Annotated in this window: 12 protein-coding genes; 11 read left to right on the top strand and 1 reads right to left on the bottom strand. The window is 61.0% G+C overall.

The genetic code is table 11. From position 1 onward, the window contains the following. Window positions 1-373: 373 nt before the first annotated feature. From arc to prcA, 5 genes are all read left to right on the top strand, one after another. Window positions 374-2,146 (top strand): proteasome ATPase, encoded by a 1,773-nt coding sequence (gene arc / locus E5720_RS00185; RefSeq protein ID WP_136169003.1) that lies wholly within the window; start codon window positions 374-376, stop codon window positions 2,144-2,146. Between the two features lie 203 nt (window positions 2,147-2,349). Continuing rightward, window positions 2,350-3,849: a depupylase/deamidase Dop gene (dop, locus tag E5720_RS00180; RefSeq protein WP_136169002.1), complete on the top strand. Its 1,500-nt coding sequence runs from the start codon at window positions 2,350-2,352 to the stop codon at window positions 3,847-3,849. A 385-nt stretch (window positions 3,850-4,234) separates the two neighbouring features. After that, window positions 4,235-4,429, top strand: a complete 195-nt coding sequence (locus E5720_RS00175; protein WP_136169001.1) for a ubiquitin-like protein Pup — start codon at window positions 4,235-4,237, stop codon at window positions 4,427-4,429. Further along, complete coding sequence (gene prcB / locus E5720_RS00170) at window positions 4,426-5,313, top strand: proteasome subunit beta (protein WP_136169000.1); 888 nt, start codon at window positions 4,426-4,428, stop codon at window positions 5,311-5,313. Before E5720_RS00175 ends, prcB begins: the two co-directional genes overlap by 4 nt. Next, complete coding sequence (gene prcA / locus E5720_RS00165; protein ID WP_136168999.1) at window positions 5,310-6,065, top strand: proteasome subunit alpha; 756 nt, start codon at window positions 5,310-5,312, stop codon at window positions 6,063-6,065. Before prcB ends, prcA begins: the two co-directional genes overlap by 4 nt. A 24-nt stretch (window positions 6,066-6,089) precedes the next feature. Here prcA and E5720_RS00160 read toward each other — a convergent pair whose 3' ends face one another. Next, window positions 6,090-7,559 (bottom strand): phosphatase PAP2 family protein, encoded by a 1,470-nt coding sequence (locus E5720_RS00160; protein WP_247596102.1) that lies wholly within the window; start codon window positions 7,557-7,559, stop codon window positions 6,090-6,092. Between the two features lie 88 nt (window positions 7,560-7,647). Here E5720_RS00160 and pafA point away from each other — a divergent pair, with 88 nt between their 5' ends. The 6 genes from pafA to E5720_RS00130 all read left to right on the top strand — a co-directional run bounded on the left by pafA (window position 7,648) and on the right by E5720_RS00130 (window position 15,163). Beyond that, window positions 7,648-9,006 (top strand): Pup--protein ligase, encoded by a 1,359-nt coding sequence (gene pafA, locus E5720_RS00155; protein WP_176224717.1) that lies wholly within the window; start codon window positions 7,648-7,650, stop codon window positions 9,004-9,006. Between the two features lie 31 nt (window positions 9,007-9,037). Beyond that, on the top strand, window positions 9,038-10,027 hold the full coding sequence (locus E5720_RS00150) for a YafY family protein (RefSeq protein WP_136168998.1): 990 nt from the start codon (window positions 9,038-9,040) through the stop codon (window positions 10,025-10,027). Next, window positions 10,024-10,995: a YafY family protein gene (locus E5720_RS00145; RefSeq protein WP_136168997.1), complete on the top strand. Its 972-nt coding sequence runs from the start codon at window positions 10,024-10,026 to the stop codon at window positions 10,993-10,995. The genes E5720_RS00150 and E5720_RS00145 overlap by 4 nt, the downstream gene beginning before the upstream one ends. Before the next feature lie 122 nt (window positions 10,996-11,117). Further along, complete coding sequence (gene tatA / locus E5720_RS00140; RefSeq protein WP_136168996.1) at window positions 11,118-11,399, top strand: Sec-independent protein translocase subunit TatA; 282 nt, start codon at window positions 11,118-11,120, stop codon at window positions 11,397-11,399. Between the two features lie 68 nt (window positions 11,400-11,467). Continuing rightward, window positions 11,468-12,430 (top strand): twin-arginine translocase subunit TatC, encoded by a 963-nt coding sequence (gene tatC, locus E5720_RS00135; RefSeq protein WP_136168995.1) that lies wholly within the window; start codon window positions 11,468-11,470, stop codon window positions 12,428-12,430. A 9-nt stretch (window positions 12,431-12,439) separates the two neighbouring features. Further along, the gene (locus E5720_RS00130) at window positions 12,440-15,163 is read left to right on the top strand and encodes a DEAD/DEAH box helicase (protein ID WP_136168994.1); all 2,724 of its coding nucleotides are present in this window, start codon (window positions 12,440-12,442) and stop codon (window positions 15,161-15,163) included. Window positions 15,164-15,178: the final 15 nt, after the last annotated feature.

Below are 15,178 nucleotides of genomic sequence, written 5' to 3'. Positions count from 1 at the left end.
ACAGGCTCGTGGCCCAATGCCAGGTCCACGTTGCCTGACTGCCGGCACCGCACACGGTGAACGTCGTTTTCGGGTGTATCGACGGTGGAGTCCGAACTGTGATCAGCGTGATCGGAACCTTCGCTGTCGCGGCAACCGGCAACGGCCATCACTGTTGCGAGGGTGCAATCAGCACCCAAAAACCTCGCATCCTCACTGGTGGAGCCTCTTTCTGGCGGGGCTCTCAGGCCGCTAGGCCAGGCGAGGCTAACATGGCTTTACGAAGTCTTCGATGGCTCTATTCGTCACCCGGCCGACAACACTCGAACGCGTCCACACGCGCTTTGGTCGCTGTGCCGGTAGCGTTGAAAGATCGGACTGGGAGGAGTCGCTCATGAGCTCAACGGACAATCCAGAATCGGCTGCGGCGCGGGCTGAATTCGACGAGCTTCGTACCGAGGCTGCGGCATTACGGCGACAACTCGGTCAACTCGGGGAATCGCCGGAGCGTGTCCGTGAACTCGAGACCCGTATCGACTCGTTGTCGCTACGAAACTCGAAATTGATGGACACCCTCAAGGAAGCGCGTCAGCAACTCATCGCGCTGCGTGAAGAAGTCGATCGGCTCGGACAACCCCCCAGCGGTTACGGCATCTTGATGGTGGTGCACGAGGACGACACGGTGGATGTGTTCACTTCCGGTCGCAAAATGCGGCTGACGTGTTCGCCCAACGTCGAGGCAGCCTCACTCGCGCCCGGCCAGACGGTGAGGTTGAACGAGGCGCTGACGATCGTCGAGGCGGGATCGTTCGAGCAAGTCGGGGAGATCTGTTCGCTCCGAGAGCTGCTCGGTGACGGCAGCCGCGCTCTGGTCGTGGGTCACGCGGACGAAGAGCGTGTGGTGTGGCTCGCCAAGCCGCTGTTCGACATGGTCAACGACACCCTTCCCCAAGATCCGGACGAGCCGTCCCGCAAACTGCGGCCCGGCGATTCGCTCCTGGTGGATACCAAAGCCGGATACGCCTTCGAGCGTGTACCCAAGGCCGAGGTCGAGGATTTGGTGCTCGAAGAAGTGCCGGACGTCGGATACGAAGATATCGGTGGTCTCGGCCGCCAGATCGAGCAAATCCGCGATGCGGTGGAGCTTCCGTTTCTTCACAAGGATCTGTTCCGCGAGTACTCCCTACGGCCCCCCAAGGGAGTACTGCTCTACGGCCCACCCGGCTGCGGTAAGACGCTGATCGCCAAGGCTGTCGCGAACTCGCTGGCCAAGAAGATTGCCGAATCTCGCGGCCAGGATGCCAAGGAAGCAAAATCGTTCTTCCTCAACATCAAGGGTCCAGAGCTGCTGAACAAGTTCGTCGGTGAAACCGAGCGGCATATCCGGATGATCTTTCAACGTGCGCGTGAAAAGGCTTCCGAGGGTACGCCCGTCATCGTGTTTTTCGACGAGATGGATTCCATCTTCCGTACCCGTGGTTCTGGGGTGTCCTCGGACGTCGAGACAACGGTCGTCCCACAACTTCTCGCCGAGATCGACGGCGTCGAGGGACTCGAGAACGTCATCGTCATCGGTGCGTCCAACCGTGAAGACATGATCGATCCGGCGATTCTTCGTCCCGGTCGGCTCGATGTGAAGATCAAGATCGAGCGCCCCGATGCCGAGTCGGCTCAGGACATCTTCTCGAAGTACCTGACCGATTCACTACCGGTCAATTCTGACGACCTCGCAGAATTCGGCGGGGATCGGACTGCCTGCATCCGGGCAATGATCGAACGTGTAGTGGACCGCATGTATGCGGAAAGCGACGACAATCGGTTCCTCGAAGTGACCTACGCAAATGGAGACAAAGAAGTCCTGTACTTCAAGGACTTCAACTCCGGAGCCATGATCCAGAACATCGTCGACCGTGCGAAGAAGTACGCGATCAAGTCTGTCCTCGAGTCGGGGATCCCAGGACTTCGCGTTCAGCATCTCTTCGATTCGATCGTCGACGAATTCGCCGAGAACGAGGACTTGCCCAACACCACGAACCCGGACGACTGGGCTCGGATCTCGGGGAAGAAGGGCGAGCGGATCGTCTACATTCGCACCCTGGTCACCGGCAAGAACGCAAGTGCTTCCCGCGCGATCGACACCGAATCGAACACGGGGCAGTACCTGTAGCAACCAAGTTTCTCGTAGCTAATATCGTCGTCCAGAACTGCTCGACGCACACGCCGCTCGTTCGGTAGGTGTGTCGAGCAGTTCTGATTTCACGAAGAAACGGCACGTCGCCTTCGCTGATACGACGCAATGCTGCGCCGGTATCGATCCGGTCCGGCCTGTTCGTTCGATTGCAGACCCAGCTATCACCTAGGCTCGGATGTATGGAGCGCATCATTGGCATCGAGGTCGAGTACGGAATCTCCTCCCCAACCGATCCAACGGCCAACCCGATTCTCACGTCCACTCAGGCAGTGCTGGCCTATGCAGCCGCAGCCGGAGTGCCTCGGGCGAAGCGAACCCGCTGGGACTACGAGGTCGAGTCGCCCCTGCGTGACGCTCGTGGATTCGATCTCGGCCGTTTCAGCGGACCTGCGCCGATCATCGACGCCGACGAGATCGGCGCCGCAAACATGATTCTGACCAACGGTGCAAGGCTGTACGTCGACCACGCACATCCGGAGTACTCGGCACCAGAAGTATGTGATCCGCTCGATGCAGTCATCTGGGACAAGGCAGGCGAGAGGGTGATGGAGGCCGCGGCACGGCATGCCTCCAGCGTGCCCGGTGCCCCGCGACTCCAGCTGTACAAGAACAACGTCGACGGCAAAGGCGCGTCGTACGGAACTCACGAGAACTACCTCATGTCCCGCGCGACACCTTTCTCGGCTGTCATTGCCGGCCTATCGCCGTTCTTCGCGTCCCGTCAGGTCTTCACCGGATCGGGCCGGGTAGGTATAGGTCAGTCCGGCGACGAAGCAGGCTTCCAGCTGTCGCAACGCGCCGACTACATCGAGGTCGAAGTTGGCCTCGAAACGACACTCAAGCGCGGAATCATCAATACCCGGGACGAACCGCATGCAGATGCAGACAAGTACCGGAGACTGCACTGCATCATCGGCGACGCCAACCTTGCCGAGATGGCGACCTATTTGAAGGTGGGAACGACAGCGCTCGTCCTCGACATCATCGAGGCAGGCGTCGACCTATCGGACCTTCAGCTTGCGCGTCCCGTCACCGCAGTTCACCAGATCAGCCACGACCCGACACTGCGGCAAACCGTCGCACTCACCGACGGTCGAGAACTGACAGCATTGGCATTGCAGCGGATCTACCATCAACGCGTCGCCAAGTTCGTAGCCGGAGAAGGCAACGACGACCCACGGGTTGCGGACATCCTCGAAAAATGGGCGATGGTCCTCGACCTACTCGAACGCGACCCGATGGAATGCTCGGATCTGCTCGACTGGCCGGCGAAACTCCGCCTGCTCGAAGGGTTTCGGCAGCGCGAAGGCCTCGGATGGTCAGCGCCGCGGCTGCATCTCGTGGATCTTCAGTACTCGGATGTGCGGCTCGACAAGGGCCTCTATAATCGACTCGTGGCGCGCGGATCCATGCAGCGCCTTGTCACCGAACAGCAGATCCTCGACGCAGTGACCAACCCGCCGACCGACACCAGGGCCTATTTCCGCGGTGAGGTTCTACGTAAATTCGGCGCCGACATCGCAGCCGCAAGCTGGGATTCGGTGATCTTCGACCTCGGCGGCGATTCCTTGGTACGGATACCGACACTGGAACCACTGCGGGGCAGCAAAGCGCATGTAGGGGCACTCCTCGAGTCCGCCGACACTGCCGCAGAACTCGTCGAACAACTCACCACTTGACCCACGCGGCTCCCGCTCCTGCCTGAACTGGGTCACTCCGCATGCTCCGCTCCTGCCTGACCTGGGTCACTCCGCATGCTCCGCTCCTGCCTGACCTGGGTCACTCCGCATGCTCCGCTCCTGCCTGACCTGGGTCACTCCGCATGCTCCGCTCCTGCCTGACCTGGGTCACTCCGCATGCTCCGCTCCTGCCTGACCTGGGTCACTCCGCATGCTCCGCTCCTGCCTGACCTGGGTCACTCCGCATGCTCCGCTCCTGCCTGACCTGGGTCACTCCGCATGCTCCGCTCCTGCCTGATCTGGTGTCTTGCCACCCGTCCCAGCGCCGAATCGGTAGGGTGAAGGTCCGAGCAGGTACTGCGAATACGTAAGGAGGTCGGCGACTATGGCTCGAGAGCAGACACGACGCTCTGGCGGTGGCGACGGCGACGATGAGGTCCCCGGTGAGACCGGCGGTGGTCAGGAACGGCGCGAGAAGCTGGCAGAGGAAACCGACGACCTACTCGACGAGATCGACGACGTGCTCGAAGAAAACGCCGAAGACTTCGTACGTGCTTACGTTCAGAAGGGCGGCCAGTGAGGTTGGACCGGACGGCGTCTGTGCTCGATGATCTGCTGCCGACATTCGGCTCGCATCACTCATCGTTCACCGACCACCTACGTGATCATGCGCCGCACCTGCTTCCGGGCAATAGATTTTCGCCGGAAGCAGGTGCGGATCCACGCGGAAGTGCAGGCGATTTCGTGACGATGTCGGATTTGGCGCCCCACGGTACGACCATCGTCGCGGTTACCTTCGCCGGTGGCGTTCTCATTGCCGGCGATCGTCGTGCGACGCAGGGCAATCTCATTGCCAACCGGGACATGCAGAAGGTATTCGTCACGGACGAATACTCGGCGGCGGGCATTGCCGGGACTGCAGGCATCGCAATCGAACTCGTGCGTCTGTTCACCGTCGAACTCGAACACTACGAGAAGATCGAGGGCGTCCCGCTTACGTTCAACGGTAAGGCGAGCAAGCTGTCTTCGATGGTCCGTAGCAACCTGGGTGCCGCAATGCAGGGCCTGGCAGCGGTGCCCCTGCTGGTCGGATTCGACGTCGACGCAGCCGATCCCGAGGTTGCTGGTCGCATTGTTTCTTACGACGTGGTCGGCGGCAGGTACGAAGAGCGATCCGGTTATCACTCGGTGGGTTCAGGATCGCTTTTCGCGAAATCGGCACTGAAGAAGCTGATTTCACCGGGTATGGACGAAGGAGCCGCGCTGCGTGCAGCCGTGGAATCCCTCTTCGACGCAGCAGATGACGACTCCGCGACTGGTGGACCGGACGTGACGCGCGGAATCTATCCGACTGCCGTCACCATCACGAGTGTCGGTGCGGTCGACGTTGCCGAATCACGCATTGCCGATGCCGCTCGGGCAGTAATAGCCGAGCGCGCTCAGGACGGGGGGCTTTCGTCATGACGATGCCGTATTACGCATCTGCCGAGCAGATCATGCGCGATCGCTCGGAGCTGGCACGCAAAGGCATCGCACGAGGTCGAAGTGTTATCGTCTTGACCTTCGCCGAGGGTGTGTTGTTCGTCGCCGAGAACCGCTCTTCGGCACTCCACAAGGTCAGCGAACTCTACGACCGACTCGGTTTCGCAGCCGTAGGCAAGTACAACGAGTTCGAAAACCTCCGCAAGGCTGGGATTCTGCACGCTGATACCAAGGGCTACACCTACGACCGGCGTGACGTCACCGGACGTTCTCTCGCCAAGACCTACGCCCAGGCGCTAGGCACGATCTTCACCGAGCAACTCAAGCCGTACGAGGTGGAGATCTGTGTTGCCGAGGTAGGTCACTCCGACGAGCCGTCGTCGACGCAGCTGTATCGAATCACCTATGACGGTTCGATCGTCGACGAGAAAGAGTTCGTCGTCATGGGCGGCACTACCGAACCGATCGTGACCGCGCTGCGGACGTCCTACCGGCAGGGGCTCGACCTCAGCGCTGCGGTAAAAATCGCAGTCGACGCACTTGCGCAGGGCACGGTGTCGACCACTACAACCGGAACTGACTCCGAGAAGAAAGTTCTCGAAGTCAGTTCCCTCGAAGTCGCCGTTCTCGATCAAGCTCGCCCCCGGCGTGCATTTCGACGCATAGCGGGCCCGGCGTTGCAGGAAATGTTGCCGAATCTCGCAACGGCTTCCGAGACCTCGACGGCTGATTGAGTTGTTGCGAACCGGCCTCGTGCGCTACCTGTCGCGGTAGAGTACGAGGCCGTTGTCTTCGGTGGAGAAGGCGAATTCACTACCGTCAGCGGTTACTTCACCGTCGGTCGCGAGTGCAACCTCCGAGCCGGTGACCTTCACACTCAACGTTCGAGCAACGGAATGCGCATAGGTCGCCGAAGTTCCGAGCGTGCCGGTCAACGCTGCGATCAGCAGTCGCGTGCGCGACAGAAACGGCTCCGATGGAAGATACCGAACATCGAGCGTGCCAGAACCGATGGAGCGTCGAGACATCGGAACCTGGTCACTGGGGTGGTACTGGCCGTTCCCGACGAACAGCATCCACACCGATTTCGGTTGGCCGTCGAGGGAAACCTTCAAGGGTTCCGCCGCCGCCAGAACACGGATCATCGCTACCGCCGCTGCAGGCCATTTACCGATCTTGCCTTCCAAGCGTTCTCGAAGTCGTACGGAATCCGGATACCCGCCGAACGTTGCCGTGTTGACGAAATGAACAGACCGAGAACCATCGACGATCACCGATGCCAGGTCGACCCGCGATGCGTATCCACTCTCGATGGCATGCACCGTCGCTTCGACGCTGGCTACTCCGGCGTCCCGGGCGAAATGGTTCAGCGTTCCTCCAGGGAATACTGCAAGCGGGAGTTCGTGTGCAACAGCTGATTCCGCCACGCTGACGATCGTGCCGTCACCGCCGCAGACTCCCAGTGCTCGCGGTCTCCCTCCGCTGATGCGCTTCTCGAGCTGTTCGTTGAAATCGGTGTCGGTATCCGGGGTGAATAGTTCGGCCTCGGGGAGCATCTTGCTGATCACGGCGGACATGTCGTCGTTCGTCCCGGAACCAGGGTTGCTGAGGACCAGTAGCCCTCTACCCTTCGGCAACGCAGGCGCTTCGATGGAAGTGCCGAGCTCCGCTGCTTCCTCTGAGCGAACCGCCCACCACCTTTTGGTCGACAGGGCGATTCCCGCACCCAGAGCAGCGCCGGCGACGACATCGGATGGCCAGTGGACGCCGGTGTGCACCCTCGAATAGCAGACTGCGACTGCCAACGGAGCCACAAGCGCTCCTGCGAGCGGTGATTCGAGGGACACCCCGACGACGAATGCCGCCGCCGACGCGGAGTGCCCGGACGGGAACGAGGACGACTCGGGTGGAGACAGCAGGCGCCGGACGAGTGGAGTCCGCTCGAACCCTGGCCTGGTGCGCGGTAGGAGTGGCTTGAGAACGCCGTTTGCGACTGCACTTGCGCCGGCGACGGCAAGAAGTCCGCGAACAGCGCCACGACGCGCCGGGCCGGGGCGGGCAGCGAGCAGGCCTGCTGAGGCCGCCCACAGAAGACTGTGATTCGCGGACGTACTGAGTTCGCGCAGCACCGGATCGGCAGCGGACGCGCGGCTCAGGGCAATGCGATCGAACAGTCTTACGTCCCAGGTATGGATCAGGTCGGGTAGTCGCGATGGCCTGTGCTTCACAGTTCGAGCCTATGCGGAGCGATTGGACACGACAGAAGTCGGGACGTTCGGACCCCAGGTAGGTGCTGTGTCGTTGTACTGTCGAAGTGTGCAACGACGAATTATGGGCATCGAGACCGAGTTCGGTGTGACATGTACCTTTCACGGGCACAGGCGGCTGAGTCCCGACGAAGTGGCCCGCTATCTGTTTCGCCGCGTCGTGTCCTGGGGCCGTAGCTCCAACGTTTTCCTTCGCAACGGTGCGCGGTTGTATCTGGACGTCGGTTCGCATCCGGAGTACGCGACGGCCGAGTGCGACAGCCTTCTGCAGCTCGTCACGCACGATCGAGCCGGTGAGCGCGTGCTCGAAGACCTGCTGATCGACGCGGAGCAGCGTCTCGCCGAAGAAGGTATCGGCGGCGATATCTACCTGTTCAAGAACAACACCGATTCGGCTGGCAACTCCTATGGCTGCCACGAGAACTTTCTGGTGGCACGCGCAGGGGAGTTTTCCCGAATCTCCGACGTCTTGCTGCCTTTCCTGGTGACTCGCCAATTGATCTGTGGTGCCGGCAAGGTTTTGCAGACCCCCAAAGCTGCTACGTTCTGCCTCTCTCAGCGGGCCGAACACATCTGGGAAGGTGTGTCCTCCGCGACTACGCGCTCTCGACCGATCATCAACACCCGAGACGAACCACACGCCGATGCCGAGAAGTACCGGCGTCTGCATGTGATCGTCGGTGACTCGAACATGTCCGAGTCGAGCACCATGCTCAAGGTCGGTACCGCTGCGCTCGTTCTGGAAATGATCGAGGCGGGCGTTTCCTTCCGAGACTTCGCTCTGGACAACCCAATTCGGGCGATTCGCGAGGTAAGCCACGATCTGACCGGCCGGAAGCCTGTCCGCCTGGCCGGTGGCCGTCAGGCGAGCGCATTGGAGATCCAGCGTGAGTACTACGCGCGAGCTGTCGAACACCTGAAGTCCCGCGAACCCGACCCGCAGGTGGAGCAAGTGGTCGATCTGTGGGGCCGCACTCTCGACGCCGTGGAAGCGCAGGACTTTGCGAAGGTCGACACCGAGATCGACTGGGTGATCAAGCGCAAGCTGTTCCAGCGCTACCAGGATCGCTACTCGATGGAGCTGTCCGATCCGAAGATCGCTCAACTCGACTTGGCGTATCACGACATCAAGCGCGGTCGCGGGGTGTTCGACGTTCTTCAACGCAAAGGCTTGGTCAAACGCATCACCGAAGACGAACAAATCGACGAGGCGGTCAATCTGCCACCGCAAACGACTCGCGCGAAGCTGCGAGGCGAATTCATCACCGCCGCGCAGGAAGCAGGACGCGACTTCACCGTGGACTGGGTACATCTCAAGCTCAACGACCAGGCACAGCGCACCGTGCTGTGCAAGGATCCGTTCCGTTCGGTCGACGAACGCGTGGAGCGTCTGATCGCTTCGATGTAGCGGGTCACGTGTCGACCATTAGGCTGCCATAGTGGCGATCACCAAAGTGGAGCGGTTGATGAACCTGGTCATCTGTCTCCTGTCGACGCGGCAGTTCGTGACCGCGGAGCGGATCCGAGACAGCGTCGCAGGGTACGGAGACTCGGGAACCGACGAAGCGTTCAGTCGCATGTTCGAGCGAGACAAGAACGAACTCCGCGATCTAGGCGTGCCGTTGGAGACCGGGCTGGCTGCCGGCTCGGGTGGGGTCGAGGGGTATCGAATCAATCGAGATGCCTACGAGCTCCCGGCCATCGATCTCAGCCGAGAAGAAGCCGCCGCTGTCGCAGTTGCTGTGCAATTGTGGGAGTCCCCAGAGTTGACTTCTGCAGCGCAAAGCGCGCTCCTCAAGCTACGCGCCGCCGGCATTCAGGTCGATCAAGACGAATCGGCGGCATCGGTCACCGCGGTTCCAGCGCGGACAAGAGGCTCCGAACCTGCGCTCGGCGCCTTGCTCACGGCGATCGACGCGGGGCGGTCCGTCCGTTTCGAGCATCGGGGCTCGGCCACAGACCCCTTCGTCACTCGCACCGTGCAACCGTGGGGCGTCGTCACGTTCCGCGGGCGGTGGTACTTGGTGGGGCACGACGTCGATCGCAACGACACTCGGACGTTCCGGTTGTCGCGGATCGGCGATGATGTTTCCACGTTCGGGCGCACAGGAAGTGTGCGTAAGCCCGAGGGCATCGATCTTCAGTCCATTGTCGAACGAGTTGCCGGAACCGCGGAGGTCAGCGGATCGGCAACCGTCTGGGTCGTGGACGACGCCGCATTCGAGATCAGAAGACTGGGAACTGTGTTGGAGAACCGCACGGTCGGCGGAAGAAGTGGATCTGTCGTACAGATCCCGGTGCGTTCGTGGGAATGGGTGACCCGTCTCGTGGCCGGGCACGGGGGTGACGCTTTGGTGCTGGATCCGCCAGAGCTACGAGCCGATGTCATTCGTGCACTGCGTTCGGCAGCGGTCGAGGCGTCACGGTGAGCGCGCGACTGTCGGTGCGGTTGGCCCGACTCCTCAACATGGTGCCCTTCTTTCTGGCCAATCCAGGCCTGAGCGCAGCCGAAGCAGCGCGCGAGCTCGGGGTATCCACCACGACCCTGATGACCGATCTGAATCAGCTCTGGATGTGCGGATTGCCCGGCTACGGTCCCGGAGATCTTATCGACCTGTCCTTCTCCGAGGAGAGCATCGAGGTGACGTTCTCTGCTGGAATCGATCGTCCACTGCGGTTGACGTCGACCGAAGCTACGGCCCTGCTTGTCGCGCTTCGCTCACTGACCTCGATGCCGGGAATGGTGGATCCGTCAGCGGCGCAGCGCGCGATCGCGAAGATCGAGGATGCTGCCGGAGCTGCTGCCGCCAACGTCCCCCGGTCATCCGGGCAAGATTCGGCAACATCGGCACCGGAGAGCGAGGCTGCGGCCGCCATCCGCTCTGCCCTTCGGAATCGACATGCGCTCGAATTGACCTACTACTCCGCTTCGCGTGACGCCGTGTCCGAACGAATCGTCGATCCGATCCGAACTGTCCTGATCGACGATCACAGCTACCTGCAGGCCTGGTGCCGTCGCGCCGAGGGAGTGCGACTCTTTCGGTTCGATCGAATCGACAGCGCAGGCGAGCTTTCCGAGCCGTCGCGCCCGCCCGAGGGCCTGCCGCAGGACGACAGTTTCGAGATCTTCAATGACGATCCGTCGCTCCCGCAGGCGCTTCTCGAGATCCAACCCAGTTTCGTGTGGGTGATGGACTACTACCCGATGACTCAGGTAGGTGCTGCGGCAGACGGCTCGATCACGGTGACGATGCGATTCGCGACCTTGGCGTGGATGACCCGTTTGACGCTTGGTTTCGGTACGGGAATCGCTGTGCTGGGCCCGCCGGAACTCCAGCGCAGCGTCAACGAACGTGCGCAGACCGCGCTGGCTGCCTATGCCGAGCTCGGTGAATGATTCGAACGCGGTTGTTTCGCACCGCTCGAGATCGATGAACTGACAGTTAACACTCGGTTTCTACGGGTCCGATTAGGTCTGATGTCGGGTACGCTCGAGATAACTGATTCAGGGAGGTACACATGGGAGCCTTGAGCCCGTGGCACTGGGCCATCGTCGCGGTGGTCGTCGTAATTCTGTTCGGTTCCAAGAAGCTGCCCGAAGCAGCTCGGGGACTGGGCCGCTCGCTGCGCATCTTCAAAAGCGAAGTGAAGGAAATGCAGAACGACGGCAAGGCCGAAGCTCCTGCCGCTCGACCTGCCGCGCCAGGCCAGCTCGATCCTGCGGCGCCGTTCGACCCACACTCCGTTGACGCTCATCCCGTCGACGGCGTGAGCAGCCGACCTGACACCAAGTCGGCCTGAGAACAACGACACGTAGCAAACCGGGGTGCTGATCAGCACCCCGGTTAACTGCTGAGCGAAGACAGAGAATGCGAATCCCGTTCGACCCAAGGCGAAGCAAGCGCCGACTGAATCCCGACGGCACGATGTCGTTGGTCGATCACTTGTACGAGTTGCGGACTCGGTTGATGTGGGCTCTGCTCGCCGTTGCCGTGACGACGGCCTTCGGCTTTTTTTGGTACTCGCACACCTTGTTCGGCATCGAGAGCCTCGGTGACCTACTACGCGGTCCTTATTGCTCGCTCGATCCGAGTTTGAGAGCGAATCTGAGCAACGACGATTCTTGCCGCTTGCTGGCTACCGGCCCATTCGATCAGTTCCTCCTCCGATTCAAGGTCGCGTTCACCGCCGGCGTGGTGTTGGCATGTCCGATATGGCTCTACCAGCTGTGGGCCTTCATCACCCCAGGTCTGTACGCGAAGGAACGCGGTTACGCAATCGCGTTCGTGTCGTCCGCGGCTGCACTGTTCGTCGCAGGTGCGATTCTCGCGTACTTCGTCGTGGCCAAGGGCCTGCACTTCTTGTTGTCCATCGGCGACAACGTTCAGATCACGGCGCTCAGCGGTGACCAGTACTTCGGGTTCTTGATCAACTTGCTGATCATTTTCGGTGTCAGCTTCGAGATTCCGCTCCTGGTGGTGGCGTTGAATTTCGTCGGCATCTTGACCTACGAACGATTGAAAGCATGGCGCCGCGGACTGATTTTCGGACTGTTCGTATTCGCTGCGATCGCAACGCCAGGACAAGACCCGTTCTCGATGTTGGCTTTGGCGTTGGCACTTACGATCCTGTTCGAAATGGCAGTGCAGATCGCTCGCATTCACGACAGGCGTAAATTGCGCAAGAGTAGCGAGGAATGGGGTGATGTATCCGATGACGAAGCATCGTCGATCGATTTCACTGGATCCATCGAATCACCGAACAAGGTCGAGTCACCGAGCAAGGTCGAGGCACCCCGTCAACCCCAGCAGGACTTCACCGACACGATCTGACGTGATCGAGTGAGCGTCTCGACGTCCCAATTGCAAAAGTTCGCGGGTGAGCTGAGCTTTCCACTCGATCGCTTTCAAATCGATGCCTGTACGGCATTGGAGGCGGGCCACGGCGTTCTGGTATGCGCCCCCACCGGGGCCGGTAAGACGATTATCGGTGAGTTCGCCGTTCATCTCGCCCTCGCATCGGGTCGCAAGTGCTTCTACACGACTCCGATCAAAGCACTGAGCAATCAGAAGTTCGCCGAGCTGACGGCAAGGTACGGCCGGTCGACTGTCGGCCTGCTGACCGGCGACTCGAGCATCAATCCCGATGCTCCGATCGTCGTGATGACGACCGAAGTCCTGCGAAACATGCTCTATGCCAACTCGAATGCCCTTCGGGGACTGTCCCACGTGGTCATGGACGAGGTTCACTATCTCGCCGATCGGTTCAGGGGTGCGGTGTGGGAGGAGGTGATTCTTCATCTCTCGCAGGACGTTCGACTGGTCAGCCTGTCGGCCACCGTGAGCAACGCCGAGGAGTTCGGCGCGTGGATGGAGACGGTGCGGGGAGATACAACCGTCGTGGTGGACGAGAATCGACCGGTGCCGTTGTCGCAGCACATCATGGTCGGCCGCCGGTTGTTCGATTTGTTCGACAGTCGCGCTCACTCCAGCGGGGGTGCGGCAAAACCTGTCGTGGACCGCGATCTGGTCCGTCATGTGAAGGAACGGCAGTCACTCGATTACGTGGACAGATGGCAAGCGCCGCATGGAAGAGGACGCGGGCGCGGTGGACACGGAGCGAGTGCCAACAATCGACCTCTGCCGCGGCCCGAAGTTATCGCTCGGCTCGACCAGGAGGGTCTACTCCCTGCGATTACTTTCATCTTCAGCCGTGCCGGTTGCGACGCTGCACTGACGCAATGTCTGCGTTCCCGGTTGGTTCTCACGACGCCGGAGCAGGTCGAAGAGATTCGCTACATTGTCGAAAAACACACCTCTGAGCTTCCACGTCAGGACCTCGAAGTACTCGGCTTCTGGGAGTGGCGCGAGGCTCTCGAGCGTGGGCTCGCCGCTCATCACGCGGGTATGCTGCCGGTGTTCCGACATACAGTCGAGGAGCTGTTCGTCAAAGGCCTGGTCCGGGCAGTGTTTGCCACCGAAACATTGGCTCTGGGCATCAATATGCCAGCACGCACCGTCGTGCTCGAAAAGCTGGTCAAGTTCAATGGTGAGTCCCATGCGGAATTGACTCCGGGGGAGTACACCCAGCTGACAGGTCGAGCGGGCCGTCGTGGCATCGATATCGAAGGTCATGCGGTCGTGTTGTGGCAGCCGGGAACCGAGCCGACGGAAGTAGCGGGTCTGGCATCGACCCGCACCTTTCCGCTACGGAGCTCATTCCGTCCGGGTTACAACATGTCGATCAATCTGGTCGAACAATTCGGAGCTGCCGACTCGCGCGCTCTGCTGGAACGCTCGTTTGCGCAGTTCCAAGCGGACCGCTCTGTCGTCGGGCTCGTTCGCGGCATCGAGCGTAACGATGTGACGCTGACCCAATTGGGTGCGCGACTGGGTGGACCGGAGGGCGAATATTTCGAGTACGCCAAGCTGCGCGAACGACTGAAGGACCGCGAAAAGACTCTCGAGCGTCAAGGACGGCAGGACCGAAGGGACAATGCCGTCGAATCGCTGCGGAGTCTCAAGCGTGGCGACGTCGTATCCGTTCCCAGCGGCAAACGCAGTGGGTTGGCTGTTGTCCTCGAGCCCGACGACGACCTCACCGATCCTCGGCCCCTGGTTCTGACCGAGGACAAGTGGGCGGGACGAGTGTCGGCTGCCGACTTCCCCTCTCCTGCAGATTCATTGGGCGCGATGCGTTTGCCTCGTTACGTCGATCATCGAACGGCGAGTACTCGGCGTGATGTGGCGGCGGCGTTGCGTTCAACCGGTATCTCCGTGCCATCGGATCACCGACGCCGTAAATCCACGGCGGCCGACGATCGCGAACTCGCCACGTTGAGGCGGAGCATACGTTCGCATCCGGTTCATTCGAGGTCCGATCGGGAGGAACTCGGCCGAGTGGGCGAGCGGTACAACAGGCTCGCTCGTGAGAACGAATCGATGCGCCGCAAGGTGTCCGCCACCACCAATTCGTTGGCGCGTACATTCGACCGGATTTTGTCGCTGCTTGCCGAAAGGGAGTACATCACTGCCGGTAGTACACCTGAGGTGACTGGCAACGGTTCGCGGTTGAGCCGCATCTACTCCGAATCGGATCTGCTTGTCGCCGAGTGCCTGCGGCAACGCCTCTGGCTCGGCCTTGCTCCCGCCGAACTTGCAGCCGTTGTGTCCTCGGTTGTGTTCGAGTCACGACAAGAAGGCGACTCGACTCCGCAAGGGCCAACCGGACCCGTGCGTCATGCACTGGCCGAGACGGTCCGGGTATGGACGGAATTGCGCGCCGACGAGATTCGACACTCTCTGCCGCCGACACGTGAACCCGATATGGGGTTCGTGAAAGCCGTGTATCGCTGGGCCAGCGACAGCTCGCTCGTAGATGCCCTCGTAGCTGCAGGAGACAACGGAAAAGCTCTGTCCGGGGGCGATTTCGTTCGATGGTGCAGACAGGTCATAGATCTACTCGACCAAGTACGTCTCGCTTCGCCGGATCCGGAGATATCCAAGACGGCAGCTCGCGCAGTTTCTGCCTTACGACGTGGTGTCGTCGCAGTCGATGCGGCGTGAGGTAATTCCGTTAAG

This window comes from Rhodococcus sp. PAMC28707 (assembly GCF_004795915.1).
Lineage (GTDB): Bacteria > Actinomycetota > Actinomycetes > Mycobacteriales > Mycobacteriaceae > Rhodococcoides.
This window is presented reverse-complemented; position numbering and strand designations above follow the sequence as displayed.